16 protein-coding genes and 1 pseudogene are annotated in these 16,564 nt (G+C 68.8%); 3 read left to right on the forward strand and 14 right to left on the reverse strand.

Going from position 1 to position 16,564, the window contains the following annotated elements; all coding sequences use genetic code 11:
- Positions 1 to 57 precede the first annotated feature (57 nt).
- Positions 58 to 213, reverse strand: a pseudogene (locus NOW55_RS20995) (acyltransferase); the annotation flags it as partial.
- Positions 214 to 641: 428 nt separating this feature from the next.
- On the opposite strand from NOW55_RS20995, the gene NOW55_RS19255 reads away from it, so the two are divergent.
- A complete protein-coding gene (locus NOW55_RS19255; protein WP_368407789.1) occupies positions 642 to 1,430 on the forward strand; it encodes a sugar phosphate nucleotidyltransferase in 789 nt (262 codons plus the stop codon).
- A 23-nt stretch (positions 1,431 to 1,453) separates the two neighbouring features.
- Here NOW55_RS19255 and NOW55_RS19260 read toward each other — a convergent pair whose 3' ends face one another.
- From NOW55_RS19260 to NOW55_RS19305, 10 genes are read right to left on the reverse strand one after another with little or no spacing between them, the layout of a single operon-like run.
- Positions 1,454 to 2,386 carry a glycosyltransferase gene (locus NOW55_RS19260; RefSeq protein ID WP_256401748.1) on the reverse strand — a complete coding sequence of 311 codons (933 nt, stop codon included), beginning with the start codon at positions 2,384 to 2,386 and terminating at the stop codon, positions 1,454 to 1,456.
- Positions 2,383 to 3,387: a GNAT family N-acetyltransferase gene (locus NOW55_RS19265; protein ID WP_256401749.1), complete on the reverse strand. Its 1,005-nt coding sequence runs from the start codon at positions 3,385 to 3,387 to the stop codon at positions 2,383 to 2,385. The genes NOW55_RS19260 and NOW55_RS19265 overlap by 4 nt, the downstream gene beginning before the upstream one ends.
- A gap of 34 nt (positions 3,388 to 3,421) precedes the next feature.
- Positions 3,422 to 4,339, reverse strand: a complete 918-nt coding sequence (locus NOW55_RS19270; RefSeq protein ID WP_256401750.1) for a polysaccharide deacetylase family protein — start codon at positions 4,337 to 4,339, stop codon at positions 3,422 to 3,424.
- Positions 4,336 to 5,373 (reverse strand): hypothetical protein, encoded by a 1,038-nt coding sequence (locus NOW55_RS19275; RefSeq protein ID WP_256401751.1) that lies wholly within the window; start codon positions 5,371 to 5,373, stop codon positions 4,336 to 4,338. The genes NOW55_RS19270 and NOW55_RS19275 overlap by 4 nt, the downstream gene beginning before the upstream one ends.
- Before the next feature lie 6 nt (positions 5,374 to 5,379).
- Complete coding sequence (locus tag NOW55_RS19280) at positions 5,380 to 6,948, reverse strand: alkaline phosphatase family protein (protein ID WP_256401752.1); 1,569 nt, start codon at positions 6,946 to 6,948, stop codon at positions 5,380 to 5,382.
- Positions 6,945 to 7,724, reverse strand: a complete 780-nt coding sequence (locus tag NOW55_RS19285; RefSeq protein ID WP_256401753.1) for a polysaccharide deacetylase family protein — start codon at positions 7,722 to 7,724, stop codon at positions 6,945 to 6,947. Before NOW55_RS19285 ends, NOW55_RS19280 begins: the two co-directional genes overlap by 4 nt.
- A 5-nt stretch (positions 7,725 to 7,729) precedes the next feature.
- Positions 7,730 to 9,082, reverse strand: coding sequence for a nucleotide sugar dehydrogenase (locus tag NOW55_RS19290; RefSeq protein ID WP_256401754.1), 1,353 nt, complete (start codon positions 9,080 to 9,082; stop codon positions 7,730 to 7,732).
- Entirely contained in the window at positions 9,079 to 10,044 is a 966-nt protein-coding gene (locus NOW55_RS19295; RefSeq protein WP_256401755.1) for a Gfo/Idh/MocA family protein, read from the reverse strand. Before NOW55_RS19295 ends, NOW55_RS19290 begins: the two co-directional genes overlap by 4 nt.
- Entirely contained in the window at positions 10,037 to 11,113 is a 1,077-nt protein-coding gene (locus NOW55_RS19300; protein ID WP_256401756.1) for a DegT/DnrJ/EryC1/StrS family aminotransferase, read from the reverse strand. The genes NOW55_RS19295 and NOW55_RS19300 overlap by 8 nt, the downstream gene beginning before the upstream one ends.
- On the reverse strand, positions 11,110 to 11,703 hold the full coding sequence (locus NOW55_RS19305; RefSeq protein ID WP_256401757.1) for an acyltransferase: 594 nt from the start codon (positions 11,701 to 11,703) through the stop codon (positions 11,110 to 11,112). Before NOW55_RS19305 ends, NOW55_RS19300 begins: the two co-directional genes overlap by 4 nt.
- A gap of 360 nt (positions 11,704 to 12,063) precedes the next feature.
- Between NOW55_RS19305 and NOW55_RS19310 the strand changes: the two genes are divergently transcribed.
- A complete protein-coding gene (locus tag NOW55_RS19310) occupies positions 12,064 to 13,029 on the forward strand; it encodes a polysaccharide deacetylase family protein (protein WP_256401758.1) in 966 nt (321 codons plus the stop codon).
- Here NOW55_RS19310 and NOW55_RS19315 read toward each other — a convergent pair.
- Entirely contained in the window at positions 13,021 to 14,139 is a 1,119-nt protein-coding gene (locus NOW55_RS19315) for a GNAT family N-acetyltransferase (RefSeq protein WP_256401759.1), read from the reverse strand. The two genes, NOW55_RS19310 and NOW55_RS19315, sit on opposite strands and share 9 nt — an antisense overlap.
- Positions 14,139 to 14,387 (reverse strand): hypothetical protein, encoded by a 249-nt coding sequence (locus NOW55_RS19320; RefSeq protein ID WP_256401760.1) that lies wholly within the window; start codon positions 14,385 to 14,387, stop codon positions 14,139 to 14,141. Before NOW55_RS19320 ends, NOW55_RS19315 begins: the two co-directional genes overlap by 1 nt.
- Before the next feature lie 250 nt (positions 14,388 to 14,637).
- Between NOW55_RS19320 and NOW55_RS20905 the strand changes: the two genes are divergently transcribed.
- Entirely contained in the window at positions 14,638 to 15,702 is a 1,065-nt protein-coding gene (locus NOW55_RS20905) for a GNAT family N-acetyltransferase (RefSeq protein ID WP_256401761.1), read from the forward strand.
- Positions 15,703 to 15,726: 24 nt separating this feature from the next.
- On the opposite strand, the gene NOW55_RS19330 is transcribed toward NOW55_RS20905, so the two are convergent.
- The gene (locus tag NOW55_RS19330) at positions 15,727 to 16,563 is read right to left on the reverse strand and encodes a beta-keto acid cleavage family enzyme (RefSeq protein WP_256401762.1); all 837 of its coding nucleotides are present in this window, start codon (positions 16,561 to 16,563) and stop codon (positions 15,727 to 15,729) included.
- Between the last annotated feature and the right edge of the window lies 1 nt (position 16,564).

Genomic DNA, 16,564 nt, shown 5'->3' on the forward strand with positions numbered 1-16,564 from the left:
GCGGTTCGCTCGTCTGCAGAGAGGAGACTGCTGGCGGGGCTGCCGGGCGGGTCAGTCCCGGTAGCCGATTATCTCGGCGGGGTTGCCGGCGACGATGGCGTTCGCGGGCACGTCGTCCGTGACGACCGCACCGGCACCGACGAGCGCGTTCTCGCCGACTTCGACGGGGAGGAGCGTCGCGTTCGTGCCGATGACCGCACCGTCGCCGACGGTGGTCGACTCCCACTCGTCCGGGTCGCAGCTCGGAGGGTGGCGGTCGTTGATGAACTTCGCGCCGTGGCTGACGAACACGTCGTCGCCGAGCTCCACCTGGGAACAGACGAACGCGTGGGTCTGGAGCCGGCACCGCTCACCGACGACGGCGTCGGACTGCACCTCGACGAACGAGCCGACCATCGACTCGTCGCCGATCTCGCAGCCGTAGAGGTTGACGTACCGCCAGATCCGGCAGTCGAGACCGATGCGACAGTCGACGATGCTCGAGTACGGCGCGATGCTCGTGCCGTCGCCGACCTGACTGTCTCGCACGTAGCCACCTGGCTCGCGGGACACCTGCTGGGACATACCCGAACCTCCGGAGAGGTGACTGCTAAGAATGGGGGTCCTACCGTTGTGAGCCACACCGTACCCGCCTGGTTACAATGCCAGCACAGTTCCCGATTCTGGCTGTCATGGAAGCTATCGTACTCGCGGCGGGTCGTGGGAGCCGGCTCCAGCCGCTCACCGACGACCGGCCGAAGGGACTCGTCCAGGTCGGCGGCCGGCCGCTGCTCGTCGACTGCCTCGACCAGTTGCTCTCGGTCGGCGTCGACCGGTTCGTCCTCGTCGTCGGCTACGAGGCCGGCCAGATAATCGATCACTTCGGCGACGAGCACCGCGGCAGACCCATCACCTACGCGCACCAGTCGGAGCGTGACGGCGTCGCCTCGGCGCTCCTCGCCGCCGAGGAGTCCGTCAGCGACGAGGAGTTCCTCGTCATGCTCGGGGACAACGTGTTCCGGGCGAACATCGGTGCCGTGGTGGGCGCGCTCGAGGCCGACGGCACGGACGGCGCGGTGCTCGTCGAGGAGGTCGCCGCCGCCGAGGCGAGCCGCTACGGCGTCTGCCAGCTCGACGAGGCCGGGCAGATCGACTCCATCGTGGAGAAACCGGACGACCCGCCCTCGACGCTCGTCGCGACCGGGCTCTACGCGTTCACCGACGGTATCTTCGACGCCTGTCGCCGAATCGAACCCTCGGGTCGCGGCGAGTACGAGATCAGCGACGCCATCGACGAGTACGCAACCGAGCACAACGTCGAGGCGGTCTCGCTCGCGGGCTGGCGCGTCGACGTCGGCTACCCGCGGGACAGGAACGAGGCGAACCGCAGACTCGTCGGCGACTCGCCGACCCCACACGAGCGGGCCGGGGCGTCGGAGTCGTTCGACTGAGTTCCCGGATTCCTCCCCCGCGGCTACTCCGCGAGCACCGACCTGTACACCGACTCGATACGTTCTGCCATCCGGTCCAGCCCGAGGTCGGTGACGGCCCGTCGCTCGCCGCCGGGCTCGCCCTCGCTGGGCAGCACCTCGGCGAGCCCGGTGACCAGCTCCTCGTCGGACCGACAGACCCGCGAGCGCTCGGTGCCCGCGAGGCGCTCCGCGACATCACCGACGTCGACCGACACGACCGGCGTATCGCAGGCCAGCGCCTCCTTCACCGCGTTGGTCGACCCCTCGTGCCGCGAGGTGAGCACGAGCGCGTCGCTGGCGGCGTAGTACCTGACCATGTCGTGGTGATCGACGCCACTGACGGTCGCGAGTTCGACCGGGCGGTCGAGGTACCTGGCCGCCTCGTCGACGACCCGGCGAGCGCGGGGGTAGTTCTTGACGGCCCGCTCCTTCGAGTACGGGAACAGCACGTAGTACCGGTCGGACCGCCAGCCGAGACGGTCGCGGGCTGCATCCTGTGGCATGGGTTCGAACACGTCCAGGTCGACACCGTGGGGGATGACGTGGGCGTCGGTATCGAGTGCCGCAGCCATCCCCTCGGTCATCACGATGACGGCATCCGCCCGGCCGGCCGTCACCCGGGAGACCGCCCCGAAACGTCCGAACAGGTCGGTACCCCACAGCGAGACGACGACCGGGAGCCGTACCTGTGCCAGCGCGGCCGGTGTGGTCAGTCCGTTGTTCGCGTGCACGAGGTCGAACCCGTCCCGGGCCCGGCGCAGCGTCCGTGGGACGAGTCTGGCGTAGGAGATCGGTGACCGCTGCCCGTCCGCTGACCAGCTCTCCGGCACCGCGACCGTCTCCTGTTCGATGCCCCGCTCGGCAAGCGCACTGCACTGCTTCTGGTAGAACGTCGCCTCCGCGGTGGTGACGAGGTTGAGTACCTGCACGGTCATCGTCTCACGTACTCGTAGACGCGCTTGGCCATGGCTGTCGGTGCACCCTTCGACTCGACGACGTGGTAGGGTACGAGGTCGGCTCCGAACTTGCTCTTGTACCTCGAGAGGCGCTCCGTGTCGGCCCCCATCAGGTCGTAGCCGGTGAGCGAGTCGAGCGGCCTCCCGGCCGCGACGTCCTCGACGATGCGCCAGTGCAGGAGCGCGTTGACGCTCGTCCCATCGTAGTCGGCCCGGGTCCCGCCCAGCCAGTACAGCGCGTCGTCGTTCGAGAAGAGCGCGACGATGCCGCTGAGGAACTCGTCGTCGGGCCCACGCACCACGTACACACGAGCACGTTCGTCGAGCCAGGTAACCAGGTCCTTCACGTACGGCCAGCTCAGGGTGAAGGAACGCCCCTGCTCCTCGTACCGCTCCTTCGTCTGGTCGAACACCCGACGAGCGGCCTCGACTCCCTCGACGGACACCGACACGTCGAGGTCGCGACCGTCGCGGACCGAACGCCTGAGGCTCTTGCTGGCCGCCGTGAGTGCCTCGTCCGGCGACCGGTCGGCGAGGTCGAGCCGGTAGGTGAACGACACCGAGACGGCGTCGTCGTCCCAGATGTACGGCCGCGGGTCACCGTAGGCAGGCGAGCAGAGGAACCGGAAGACGGTCCTCGAGTCGTCGAGGTCCAGTTCGTCGCGGACCCCACGGACGAACTCCTTGTTCGTCTGCTCCTGTTTGCGTCGTTTCGGACTGGGCGAGCTGACGAGCGGTCCGAGTTTGGGGACGTTCATCGAGGGTGGGGGTGACGTGACGGTCCGACCGACCGTGCGGTCGGTCACCATCGCTGGAAAGAACGCGACCGCCTGGCTGCCGTTGTACCCCACGAACAGCTGCAGTTCGCCGTCGGTGTGGTCGTCCAGCACCCGGAGCGCCCCGGGCAGGTGGAACACCTCGAAACCGCTATCTGGCAGTGCGTCCCCCCACTCCGAAAGACCGACTCGTTCGATGTCCATGATGGTGCCGGTGAAATGCGTGAGTGGGCCATTGTTACCGTCCAGTTACCCCCCGTCGTGAGGGCCGCGCATTCGAGGTGGCCTCGGGCCACTCGAGCTGTTCGTACAGCCGCCCGGGTGGGCCGACCCAGGCACCCATGTCGAGCGCTGTCTCGACGAGCTGGCGGTAGAGCCGAACGTGCCCGGGGAAGTCCTCCCCGGCGAAGAACCGTGGATGCCAGAGCACGTTCATCACGGCGTCGTTCGCGGCGGCTTCGTCCAGCAGTCCTTCGAGCGCGGTCCAGGCACGGTCGAACCTCTCATCCGGGTCCGGGAGGGTCGTCTCCATCACGGTCAGCGGGAAGACGACGAACTCGTCGTCGAACGGACGGCGGATGCCGTACTCGCCGTCGAACCCGAACGTCGTGGACGACCCCGGAGTGCCGTCGTACCGCAGTCCGACCGCTCGCTGATGTTCCCACGTCGCCGGCTCGTCGAGGTTCAGGTAGTGCTGGCGGCCACCCAGCACGGGCCTGTCGAGTATCGACTCCAGTCTCAGCTTCTCGCGTTCGAGCCGGTGTCGGTCCCGGTAGGAGTGGTACGAGCCATGCAGGCCGATTTCCCAGTCGTCCGCCGCGAGCGACCGGATCAGCGCGACGATATCGTGGTCGTTCAGGGAGTACCGACCAGCGAACAGACGCCAGCTCTCCGGGTCGAACCACTGCCAGACTGGCAGGTCGGTCAGCGAACGCTCGTCCATGAAGTAGAACGCCGACCGCACCCCGAGGTCGTCCTCGAGGTCCCGCAGTGCGTCGAACGTCCAGAACGGGTTCTCGCCGTACAGGAACTCGAGGAGCTGTTTCGGCTCGCGGTTCTGGAGCGCGTAGTACAGCGACTGGTAGGTCTTGTACGGGCGATCCACGTCGTGGGTCAACAGCAGCGCGAACTCGTGGTCGTCGGGGACCGCGCTCATCGTCGCACCTCCAGTTCCAGCAGGTCGAGCATGTAGCCCGTCACGTCGACCTTGTCGGCGAGCAGGTGGTTCCGCGCCTCGCGCCAGCGCTTCGCCGCCGCGTCCGGCTGTCTCGCGACGCCCGTCACGAGTTCGAGCAGCCGCTCGCCGTTCTCGGTCGACTGGACGAGCCCGTACTCGGACTCCAGTTCGACGAAGTTCTGCAACGCGCCAGCACCGAACGTGTCGTAGCGCAGTGCGGGCGTCCCGAGCAGTCCGGCCTCGACGGCGGTGGTGTTCGAGTCGCCCACGTAGCAGTCCGCGAACGCGAGCAGGTCGTGCAGGCGCTCGGGGGGGACCGGCAGCGGCTCGGTCCCCGGAGGCGTCCCGCCGTCGGCCTCGACCGACGCGTAGACGGGACCGAGGTCGGAGAGGGTGTCGATGACCTGTGCCCGGACGTCGGCCGGCAGGGAGTCGTTACCGTAGTCGTGATGGGCGTCCCCCGCGACCAGCCGGAGAACCGAGTACCGCTCGTCGACCGCGACACCGTCCTCGCGGAGGGCCTGCGGGTTCGGGTCGAACCGGGATGGGTGGAGGTACGCGAGCTCCTGGTAGCCCTGGTAGCGACGCTGGCCGGACCAGCGCTCTTCGAACCCGGCCGGCGTACACACCACGTCGGCGAGCGGGAGCGTCCAGCTCGCGAGCCATCCGGCCGGCTCAGTGTCGTGGAACACGATGCTGGGCGTGTCAGTCAGCCGTGCGGCGTGGACCGCCGCCGGGTTCAGCCGGCTCACGACGAGGTCGGGGTCGAAGCGGCGGACCTCCCGGAGCACCCGGAGTTCTCGGCCGAGCCACTCGCGGGCCAGCCCCAGCGGCGATTCGGCCTTCCGGGAGAGCGGTCGGTGGTCGATGCCAGCGGCGTCGAGCAGCGCCGTCGTCACCTCCTTCTCGCGGGAGAGCACGCGGACGTCGTGGTCGTCGCGCTCGAGCTCGCAGATGGCGTGTTTGAACAGGTGCACGTGGGCCGGGTGGGTCACGTCGAAGAGCGCACGCATCGTGAGTCACTCCAGGTAGCCCAGGTCGGCCAGCCGGCGCTCCACACCCGCGCGGTCGCCACCGCCCCCCTCGTGCTTCTCTGGGAGTGGCTCCCGCGTCCGGACCGGTGTCTTCCCCGGGACGGACTCCGGTTCGAACACGTCCAGCACCCGGCCGTCCATGTCCGACGGCACGGTCATGCCCATCGTGTGGAGCAGCGTCGGCGCGAGGTCGACGATACGCGCGTCGAGTGTCAGTCCCTCGGACCGGAACGACGGCCCGGAGAACAGGAACAGCCCCTCTGGCTCGTTGCCACCACGCCAGACGCCCTCGTCCGCGTACCACGGACCCGCGCCGACGGCGTCGCTCGTGTGGACGTTCGGCCCCTGGTCGAGGATGAGGTCCGGCGCGTTCTCCGCGTAGGGGCCCTCGTAGTGCTCCTCGCCGCGGTGGACCGCCTCGACCAACTGTTCGCCCGTCTCGGGGTGCGTGAGGCCCGAGAGCTTCTCGATGAGCTCCTGACGGGTGGTCTCGTACCCGGGGTCGTCCGCGGACATCGTGAGGTAGATCGGGCCCTGGTTGCTCGCGACGGCCGTCGTCCGCTCCCAGTTCACCGCGGAGAGGACGCGGTCGCGCTTGACGCCCTCCTCCCACGGGACGACCTTCTGGACGGCTTCGGGGACGACCTTCCGCAGGGTACCGACCATCCCGAGCTTCTTCGCGACGGTCAGCGCCCGCTCGCGGGTCACCCCCGCCCGGCGGAACAGCTGGTCGACCGTCGTCCCGAGCGAGAGGTAGCCCTCCTCGGCCAGCCAGCGGTTGATGTAGAACACCGTGTCGACGCGCTGGGTTCCGTGGTCGGACATCACGAGGATATCGTGGTCCTGCTCGGTGAACCGGGTCAGGTTCTCGTCGATGCGCCGCCACGCCCGTTCGACGGGCTCGTCCTGCCAGAAGTAGTGCTGGAGCGCCATCGAGTAGAACACCGTGAGGTGGAGGAAGTCGGGGTCTTCTCGGTCGAGCAGTCGCTCGGCCGCCTCGAACCGCATGTCGATGAGCTCGAGGATGGCCTCGACCTCGTCCTCACCGGTGTCGGACGGCGAGATCATCGGCGTCGGGTGGACCCGGTAGTCGAGCTCCTCGTCGAGGTACTGCTCCACGTCGTCGGGCGTCGCGTAGCCGCTCTGGAGCGACCGGTACTCCGACTCGGAGGCGTCGGGGCCACCGGCGACCATGAACCCGCCCATCTCCTTCGGTGGGTAGGTCGACGGGACGTTGAGGACGCCGGCACGGAGCCCCTCGTCCTCGACGTAGTCCCAGAGCTCCGAGCTCCGGAAGTCCGTCGCGTCGTGGAACACGTGCTCTCGCTCGGCGGTGTCGATGCGGTCGAACCGGAACACGTCGAGCTTGCCCGGGTTCTTCCCGGTCGCGTAGCACTTCCAGTTCGGGACGGTCAGCGGCGGAAGACAGCTCCGCGAGGTGCCGCCGATGCCCTCGTCGATGAGTCGTTGCAGGTTGGGAAGCCGGCCCTCGTCGAGCCACTCCCGCAACAGGTGCCAGTTCGCGCCGTCGAGTCCGATCACGATGGTGGTCATGGTAACTGATGAAGTCCGTGTTTGACGATGTTCGTCGCGGTGTCTTTCGTGCGCTCGACCAGCAGTTCGACGACGTCGCCCGCCCACCGGTTGGGGTGAGAGAGGACGCAGGCACGGGAGACCCGATGGTCCCGGAACAGGGTGGCGAGCTCGTGGGTCGAATCCGCGGAGACGCGCTTGTCGCCCTCGCCCATGGTGTGGTCCTTGACCTTCAGCGCGCCGTCGCGCCAGGTCCGGCCCGTGTCCGAGAAGTAGACCACGTCCTCGAAGTCCATCGAGAGGTACGCCTCCCCCAGCAGGTCGAACTCGGCGAAGCCGGCGTGGTCCCAGAGGTCGCGGTTGTCGTGCGGCGTCAGCGGATTGCCGTGCATGCAGACCGTGTCGACCGACACGAGACTCCGGAGCATCGCCAGATTCCGGCCGAAGACGTCCCGGGCGAGCGTCGGGTCGCCGTCGGCCCGGTCGACCGACTCGTAGTGCAGGCCGACCTCGTGGCCGAGCGCCTCCAGCCGCCGGATGAGATCGGGCTGGAAAACCTCGTCGGTGGTCCGCACGTAGTACGTCGACTGGATTCCCCGGTCCGCCTCCAGCTCGGCGAAGACGAGCGAGTTCGCCGGCTTGCGGTCGACGTCGTGGCGGTGGACGACGAAGGAGTCCGGCAGTCGGTCGCGCTCCAGGTACTCCCGCATCGTCAGGCTCTCGTAGCCGCAGGCGTCGAGCGTGTCCAGCAGCAGCCGGTACGCGTCGAACGTGAAGTCCGACGGCGGATCGCGCACCACGGTCAGCCACCCCCCACGGTGTAGACGCTGTGGTCGGTTTCGGCGAGGTCGAGCGCCTGTCGGCCGTCGACCACCGCCAGACGGTCGAACGCCCCCCAGTCCAGTTCCGAGAACACGTCGTGGTCGGTGACGAGGACCGCCCCGTCGAGTTCGCGGTCGTACAGCTCGTACGGGTCGAGCACCTCGTGGTCGAAGCCCGGGACGTAGTCGACGAGGGGGTCGACGCCCAGCACGGTCACGCCAGCGTCGGCGAGACGGTCCGCGAGCGGTTTCGCGGGCGTCGCTCGAACCTCCGCCACCCCCGGCCGGTAGGTCAGCCCGAGGACGGCGACCGTGGCGTCAGCCGGCGTGGTGCCGACCGCGCGCAGCTCGTCGAGCAGTCGCTCGGCGACGAACACCGGCATGCGGTCGTTCACCGCCCGGGCGGTCCGCAGCAGCGGGGCGTCCGGCTCGAACTCCCCCATGACGAAGTGGGGGTAGTACGGGATGCAGTGCCCGCCGACGCCCGCACCGGGCGTGTGGATGTCACAGAACGGCTGCGTGTTCGCCGTCTCGATGGCTTCGGTCACGTCGATACCGAACGCGTCGGCGAACTGTGCGAGCTCGTTCGCCAGCGCGATGTTCACGTCCCGGTACAGTCCCTCGAACACCTTCACCGCCTCCGCGGTGGTGGCGTCGCGGACGGTGTGGACGCCGGCGTCGTTGACCTCCCGGTAGACGCGCCGGGCGAGCTCGGTGCTCGCCGGGTCGACGCCGCCGACGACCTTCGGGTAGCTGCCCCGGATGTCCTCGATGGCCCGGCCGCTCATCGTCCGCTCCGGGCAGAACGCCAGGCCGAACTCGTCGGGGTCGAGGCCGCTCTCCGAGACGAGCGCCGGCTGGACACGGTCGACGCAGGTCCGGGGCGGCACCGTGCACTCGACGAACACCGCGTCGCCGGGGTCGAGTCCGGCGGCGATGTCCTCGATTGCGGCGTCGAGTGCCCCGAGTTCCGGCTCGCCGTCGGTGACGAGCGTCGGGACCATCACGACGTGGATGCGGGCCGACTCGGCCGCACGCTCGCCGTCGGTGGTCGCCCGGAGCGCGCCACGTTCGACGGTCTTGGAGACGAGGTCGTCGAGCCCCGGTTCGCCGGCGACGTGACTCTCGCCGGCCTCGATGCCGGCGACGACACCCTCGTCGATATCGACGCCGACCACGTTGCCGGTCTCCTCGGCGAAGACGGCCGCCAGCGGGAGGCCCATCTTGCCGAGCCCGTAGACCGCGACCGGGTACTCGCCGAGACCGAACGCCCAGGGGAACGTCCGCTCGTCGCCGGCGGGCGGGTAGGGCGTCCCCGGGACGGTCTCGCTCACGGTTCGGCCACCTCCGTTCGGCCGAGAGCGCTCTCGATGCGCTGGGCCAGCTCGACCGCCCGAAGCCCGTCCGCGGCGGTCACCTCCGGTTCGGTTTCCTCCCGGGCGGAGCGCGCGAACGACCGGAGTTCGTGTTTCAGCGGCTCGCCGTTGTCGACGATGGGACGCTCGACGACGCTCGCCGTCCGGTGGCGGACCCCCGACGCCCCCGCGACCACCTCCGAGAGCGAGTGCCGGTACACCTCGAGCGACTGTGCCAGGTAGTCGAGCGTGACGTAGCAGTCGCTCGCGGTGAGTGTCAGCTCCCTTACCTTCTGCTGGGTCGCCCGGCTCGCGTCGACCGTCGCGACGGTCCCGTCCGCGAACCGGAGCTGCGCGGAGACGTGCTGGTCGGCGAGCGTGCCGACCGCGGAGACAGTCCTGACCTCGCTGTCGACGATGGACGCCAGCACGTCGAGGTCGTGGACCATCAGGTCGAGCATCACCGAGTCCCGGCCGCCGCCGCTCGGGGGCGGCCCGAGCCGGCGGGCCGACATCGCTACGATGTCGAACTCGTCGACGAACGACTGCAGCGAACGGACCGCGGGGTTGAACCGCTCGACGTGTCCGATCTGGAGTGTCACACCCGCGGCCGCTGCACGCGCCGCGAGGTCGCGTCCGGCCTCGATGTCGTGGACGAACGGTTTCTCGACCAGGATATCGACGCCGGCGTCGATGCAGGCCCAGGCCGTCTCGACGTGGTACTGCGTCGGGACGGCGACCGAGACGATGTCGGCCCGGGCGAGCAACTCGGACTGTGGGAGCGCCGGGACGTCGTGTCGGTCCGCCACGGTCGCGGCCGTCTCCGAGTCCGCGTCGGTCACCCCGATCAGGGTCGTCTCCGCCAGTTCGTCGTACACGCGGGCGTGGTTGGCACCCATGTTGCCGACGCCGAGCACCCCAGCCGCGAGTGTGTCACTCACGGTAGAACCCCCTGACCGCCTCGGCGACGGCCCGGACCTCGCGGTCGTCGAGCCCGGGGTGGACCGGCAGCGAGAGCACCTCGCCGGCGAGCCGGTCGGCGACACGGCAGTCCGCATCGACGGAGCGGAACGCCGGTTCCTGGTGGACCGGTGTGGGGTAGTAGACGCCGGTGTCGACGCCGCGGTGCTCCAGATGGTCGGCGAGCGCATCGCGCCGGTCGGTCAGCACGGTGTACTGGTTGAACACGTGGCGGCGGCCGTCCGGCGTCCTGGGCGTCCGGATCGGCAGGCCGGCGAGGCGTTCGGTCAGCGTCGCCGCGTTGGCACGCCGTCGATGGTTGAACTCGGGGAGTCGCCGGAGCTGTTCCAGGCCGAGGCCCGCCGCGATACTCGTCATCCGGTAGTTGTGCCCGGTCTCGACGAACCGCCCGGTTCCGTCTCGGCCGTGGTCGACGAACCGGCGGATGCGGGCGGCGACCTCGTCGTCGTCCGTCGTCACCATCCCGCCCTCGCCCGTCGTCATGTTCTTCGACGGGTAGAAGCTGAAACACCCCGCGTCGCCGTGGGAGCCCACCGGTTCGCCGTCGACGGTCGCGCCGTGGGCCTGGCAGGCGTCCTCGACGATTGTGAGATCGTGCTCGCCCGCAAGCTCGCGGAGCCGCGGCATGTCCGCCGGCAGGCCGAACAGGTGGACCGGGACCACGGCGTCGACGTCCCGACGACGGACGACCTCCGCGACGCGGTCCACGTCGATGGTGAACGTCGTGGGGTCGACGTCGACGAACATCGGCTCCGCCCCGACGTGTCTGATGGCGTTCGCCGTCGCGATGAACGTGAATGGCGACGTGACGACGGTATCCCCGTCGCCGATGCCACAGGCGACCAGTGCGGCGTGGAGCGCGGTCGTCCCGTTCGACGTGGCGACGGCGTGCTCGGTGCCACAGTAGTCGGCGAAGCGGTCCTCGAACGAGCGTACCGTGGAGCCGTCGGCCAGCTGGCCGTCCGCCAGCACCGACGCGACTCGGTCGTGCTCGGCGTCACCGACGACCGGGTCGACGAGTTCGATCATGACTCCTCGTTCCTCCTGTCGAGTTGGTCAGGCAGCGGGTCGAACGTCGCCGGCACGCCCGTCGCGAGCGTCCGCGGCGGGACGTCCCGGGTGACGACGGCACCAGCCGCGACGAACGACCGTTCGCCGACGGTCAGCCCCGGGAGCACCGTCGCGTTCGCCCCGATGCTCACGTCTGCCTCGAGCTTCGGCCCGACCAGCGTCGCCTCCCGGCGGGTCGGGTACGGGTCGTTCGTCAGCGTCGCGTTCGGCCCGAGGAACACCCGTTTGCCGAGCTCGGAGTTCGTCGGGACGTAGGCGCCGGTCTGGAGGCTCGACCCGGAGCCGATCGTGCTGTGGCCGTCGACGACCGCGCCAGTTCCGACGACCACGTCGTCGCCGAGGGTCGACCCCTCCCGAACCAGCGCGTTGTGACCGGTCTGGAGGTTGTCGCCGACGACGACGTCCGAGTAGATCACTGTCCCCGCCCGCACCCGCGGCGCGTCGCCGAACGTCGGTGGCTCCCCATCCGGTGGCGTGCCGAGCACTGCCGTCGGGTCCACCCGACCTTCCTCGTCGACGGCCGCCTGGGTCCGTTTCTGGTCGCTCATGGCCGGTCCCTCCGTTCACGTCGTCGGTTCCCCGCCGCATCGAGAACGATACTCTGTAGCATGATGGTCGATCACCGGCACGTCGGCCGGAAGTGGTTCGCTGGTCAGTTGGACTACCCTTTGTTATGGTGTAGTTGCGAGTTCGTCGTCACTGTCTAACCGGAGTGACCGATGAACTGTCCGAGAAAAGTCGCTTCTTTCGGGCGGTTTTTCGAGACGACCGTGGCAACATTGAACTGACGCCGACGGTCGCCCACCAGCCGGGGGTACGTCCCTCGGCCCAGCGTCGGCCGCGGACCGTCGCGGTTGGAATCGGATAGTACCTGCATACTAACGGTACGTCCGCACCGGAGCGGGCACATGGGTACTGTCGTACTGTCGGTCGACGCGGAACTCGCCTGGGGATTCCACGACAAGGCGTCTCCGCCGATGGACCGCGTGCAGGCCGGCCGCGAGGGGTGGCGGGCTGCCCTCGAGACGTTCGACGAACACGACCTCCCGGCGACCTGGGCGGTGGTGGGCCATCTGTTCCTGAGCAACTGCGACGGTTCCCATCCCGACATCCCGGCACCGTCGGGCTGGTTCCTCGCGGAGCGCGAGGGCAAGCTGGCGGGACGGGAGCTGTTCTGTGCCCCGGAGCTCGTCGGCGACATCGGCCGGGCGGACGCCGACCACGACCTCGGCATCCACACGTTCTCACACGTTCAGTTCGGCGCGCTGGAGACGACGGCCTCGCTGGCACGGACCGAGATCGAGCTCGCGGTCGACGTCGCCCGGCAGGCGGGCTTCGACCCCGTCTCGTTCGTGTTTCCCCGGAACGACGTGGGACACCGCGCCGAGCTGGCCGACTCCCCGATGCGCTGCTATCGTGGAGTCCGACCGACCAGCCGTGGGGGACTCGAAGGGCGCGGCGGGAAGGTCAGGGCCGCGGCTCTCGGGCCGACCGCGCCGCCGCTCGTCGAGCCGAGAATCGACGAGTTCGGGCTCGTCGACGTTCCCGCGTCGCTCTATCTGTACGGCTTCCAGGGTATCGGTCGACGGGTCGCGGGCCTGTTGCGAGAGGACCCCGTCGTCGGGGCCGTCCGGTCGGGACTCGACGCGGCGGCCGAACGTGACGGCGTGCTCCACCTCTGGCTCCACCCGAACAACCTCGTCACCGACCGTGACCACGAGCGGCTCCGGCAGGTCTGCGAGCTCGTCGCCCGGTACCGCGACGAGAAGGGCGTCGGCGTCGAGACGATGCGGTCGGTCGCCAACCGGACGCTCTCAGCCCGGTCCGACCCGGGCGGTGACGAGCCCACGCCGACCGACCCGCAGTCACCGTGAGTCGTGTTCGCTGAACGTGAGCGCCCAGTTCTCCGGTTCACGGATGTCCAGCCCACCGACACGCCACGCCTGTTCGCCGGCGTCCGCCAGGTCGTAGACGATCTGGCGCGACGGCGAGGCACCGAGCGAGAGCGGCCGCCTGTCGTCCGGCAGGAAGCCGAACCGCCGCAGCAACGATGGGTCGATGGTCCCGCCGGCGACCGCGACGAGGTCCGAGTCACTCAGGTCCTCGACGACGGCCGCCAGGAGCGTCCGCATCGCGTCGGTCTCCCTCCCGTCCGGGGGCAGCGGGACTGGCTCCATGAGGTTCGTCACCGTTCCACGCTCCGTCGTGGCGGTTCCCGCGACGAGTGCGGCCACCTGCGTAGCCCCCCGTTCGAGGATGTAGGTGTCGTACGACCAGCGCGGGTTGGCGAACCGCCAGCGGAAGAACGCCGCGTCCCGGACCGCGTGGACCCGTCGGTCGCTCGACCGACTGGCCAGCTCGGCGAGCCGTTCGGCCGGCGGCTCCTCGTACCGGACGACCGACCCGTCAGGGTCGACCCGGCGAATGGTTCGCTCCGCCGCGCGCGCAGCCGAGACGAGCCGGGTGCCGACATCGGCGAGCCCATCGGAGACGGGCAGGGAACCCTCGCCGAGGACGCTCCCCAGGTCGTGGACGCGATAGTGCGTCACCAGCTCCTGGACGAGCTCACCGCCCACGTTGCGGTAGCCCGGCTCCGACAGCGAGTTCGGGAAGTTGAAAGCGAACCGCGGCTGCTGTCCGGAGTAGTAGTCCATCGCGAAGGCCGTCGTCCGGGTGAACAGGCCACGGCGACGGTGGTCCTCGTGGACGATGGTGTCGCCGAAGCGCAACGCCAGCGTCCGTGTCCCGCCTGCCTGCATCCGGAACGGCACCTGCGGACGCGCCGCGACGACACCGTCGGCCTCGTCCACGGCCACGACAACCGGGACGTGGGCGACGTACGGGTTCTCCTCGTACTTCCAGCGGAACCAGGCCTCCGTCGCCGGCCCCATCACGGACCGGTAGAGCCCGAGGAACCCGTCTCTTTCCGACGGTTCGTAGAATCGGATGGTGTAGTCGTCGCCCCCGGACTCGCCGTCACCCATCAGTCTGTGGCTGGCCCGTCGGACTCGACGAGCCTTCCGGCGACGGACTCGGCCGTTGCCTCCGCTTCCACCTCGGCGTGTGACTGGAACACCGGACAGTCCTCGGCGTGGTGGAACTCGAATCGGTCGTTGCAGATGTCCGCCCGCATCGGCGAGACGAACGAGCCCTGGATGGCGCAGTACGGCCGCTCGTGGTCGAACTCGACGTCGTCGTCAGCACGGCGGTATTCGAGGTACGGACACGTCATACTCCTTCCATCCGGAGGTGATGCCAATGTAATAGCACCGTTATCGGCACTAAGGGTTCGCTTCGGTCCAGCCGGCACCGCCGCCCGCCGCGGCGGCGGTCAAACGAGCCGTTCGGTCCGGTTAGCAAGTGAATGCGGCCGCAGTGGGTCACGTACGGACCATATAACGAGAAGGTGCTCCCAGTAAGCTGACCGTGATGAAACCGACCGTACACCACCGGACAGTCGCCATCGACGGAGGTGCGCCCCCGTGAGCGACGACCTCGACGTCAGCGTGGTCGACAGCGTCCACGAGGTCAACGAGAACCAGTGGAACAACCTCGTCGAACAGGCCGACCTTGGCTCGGTGTTCCACCGACACGAGTGGCTCGCCCTCGTCGAGGAGTACGTCCCGGAGTGCCGGCCGCTGCACGTCGTCGTCTCGAAGAAGGGCAATCCGGTCGGGTTGCTGCCGAACTTCGCCGGACCGATTTACCTCCCCACGGCGACCCGGCTCGGAAACCGGCTTCCACTGCGGGAGGTCGTGAGCGTCGATCCAGGGTTCGGCGGGCCGGTCGTCTCCACGAGCGAGCGCGACTGTCTGGAGCTGCTGTTCGACGCCCTCGACGAGGAGACCGGCATGGGGACACTGTACCACGCCATCAGGACGAACGACCTCGGCTACGTCCGCTACGGCAAGTGGCTCGCGAAGCGGGGCTACGAGCCGACGCTCGTGAACTGCCGGTTCCGCATCACGCTCGACGAGGAATGGCCCGAAATCAAGTCGTCGATGCAGAGCGGGCGACGGCGGGCGCTCCGCCAGGCCGACGAGGAGGGCGTCGAGGTCGTCGAACGGTCACTCGACCGGTCGGCCGCGACGGAGCTCTACGACGACTATGTCGCGAACGTCGAACGCGTCGGCGGCGTCCCCTACGAACGGCCGTTCTTCGAGGCGATGCTGACCGAGTTCTCCGACCGGGTCCGCGTGTTCAGTGCGGTCCACGACGGCGAACGGGTCGGATCCTACGTCAACATCCTCGACGACGAACAGGAGACCGTCCACTTCTACTTCTCCGCCCTCCCCGACGAGGACTGCTTCTCGCACCACCCCTCGGAGGTGCTCCACCGGCGGGGGATCAGGTGGGCGCTCGACAACGGCTACCGGTACTACGACTTCGGAGCGACGGGCGCGCACTTCGACGAGACCGTGTTCCAGTACAAGTCCCGGTACGGCGGCGAGGCGGTACCGACGCTCCAGTGGCGGAAGGGCCACTCCCGGGTCGGCTGGCCGGCGTTCAAGCTCGGCCGGAACGTCTACCAGAAGGCGACCTACTGAACGACCGTCGGTCGCTCGAACGGGTCAGGCGATGCCGAGAATCTCGCGCGCCTCGTCCGGCGTCGCCAGGTCCCGCCCGAGGTCGCCGATGATGTCGACGGTCCGGCGAACGAGCTGCTGGTTGCTCTCGGCCTGCGCGCCACGCTCGTAGTAGAGGTTGTCCTCCATGCCCACCCGCACGTGTCCGCCGAGGATGGTCGCGAACAGGGTGAGTGGGAGCTGGTGGCGGCCGGTCGCGAGGATGTTGAACTCCGAGTTCTCGGGGAGTGTGTCGACCAGCGCCTGCACGTGGCGGGGGTGCGGTGGCGTGAACACCTGCCCACCGAAGATGATGTTGATGTAGTACGGCGGGTCGAGGAGCCCCTGGTCGATGAGCCGTTTCGCCTCCTGGAGCTGGCCGCTGTTGAAGCACTCCAGTTCCGGCTTGATTCCCTTCTCCTGCATCTCGATGGCGAGCTGCTCGATGTTGTGCCGTGTGTGCTCGGTGATGATGTGCTGGTCGCGCTTGAACGGGCCGAGGTCGAGCGACGCCATCTCCGGGGCCGGGTCGGTCCGGATTCCCTGGATACGTTCGGGCAGGGTCGCCTGCCCGCCGGTGGTGTTCTGGATGATGATGTCGTCGCAGTGCTCGCGGATGGCGTCGTTGACCGCCTGTAGCCTGCTCGCGTCGTTCTCACCGTGTTCGTCCCGACCGTGCACGTGGACGATGGCGGCACCGAGTCGTTCGCACTCGGCGACTTGTCGGGCGATCTCGTCGGGTTGCTCCGGAAGGTTCGGGTTCGCGTCCTTCCCGTGGACACCTCCGGTGGTCGCGACGGTGAGGACGAGTTTCTTCCCGGACAGATACTCCTCGTAGGTCATG

Origin of the sequence: Haloarchaeobius litoreus, from assembly GCF_024495425.1 — an archaeon.
GTDB classification, from domain to species: domain Archaea; phylum Halobacteriota; class Halobacteria; order Halobacteriales; family Natrialbaceae; genus Haloarchaeobius; species Haloarchaeobius litoreus.

Bases quoted from the DNA above. Each gene is read 5' to 3' on its own strand.
- NOW55_RS19300 (WP_256401756.1), bottom strand. From the start codon at position 11,113: ATGATCGAACTCGTCGACCCGGTCGTCGGTGACGCCGAGCACGACCGA.
- NOW55_RS19330 (WP_256401762.1), bottom strand. From the start codon at position 16,563: ATGACCTACGAGGAGTATCTGTCCGGGAAGAAACTCGTCCTCACCGTC.
- NOW55_RS19265 (WP_256401749.1), bottom strand. From the start codon at position 3,387: ATGGACATCGAACGAGTCGGTCTTTCGGAGTGGGGGGACGCACTGCCA.
- NOW55_RS19320 (WP_256401760.1), bottom strand. From the start codon at position 14,387: ATGACGTGTCCGTACCTCGAATACCGCCGTGCTGACGACGACGTCGAG.
- NOW55_RS19275 (WP_256401751.1), bottom strand. From the start codon at position 5,373: ATGCGTGCGCTCTTCGACGTGACCCACCCGGCCCACGTGCACCTGTTC.
- NOW55_RS19270 (WP_256401750.1), bottom strand. From the start codon at position 4,339: ATGAGCGCGGTCCCCGACGACCACGAGTTCGCGCTGCTGTTGACCCAC.
- NOW55_RS19310 (WP_256401758.1), top strand. From the start codon at position 12,064: ATGGGTACTGTCGTACTGTCGGTCGACGCGGAACTCGCCTGGGGATTC.
- NOW55_RS19305 (WP_256401757.1), bottom strand. From the start codon at position 11,703: ATGAGCGACCAGAAACGGACCCAGGCGGCCGTCGACGAGGAAGGTCGG.
- NOW55_RS19260 (WP_256401748.1), bottom strand. From the start codon at position 2,386: ATGACCGTGCAGGTACTCAACCTCGTCACCACCGCGGAGGCGACGTTC.
- NOW55_RS19280 (WP_256401752.1), bottom strand. From the start codon at position 6,948: ATGACCACCATCGTGATCGGACTCGACGGCGCGAACTGGCACCTGTTG.
- NOW55_RS19255 (WP_368407789.1), top strand. From the start codon at position 642: ATGCCAGCACAGTTCCCGATTCTGGCTGTCATGGAAGCTATCGTACTC.
- NOW55_RS19315 (WP_256401759.1), bottom strand. From the start codon at position 14,139: ATGGGTGACGGCGAGTCCGGGGGCGACGACTACACCATCCGATTCTAC.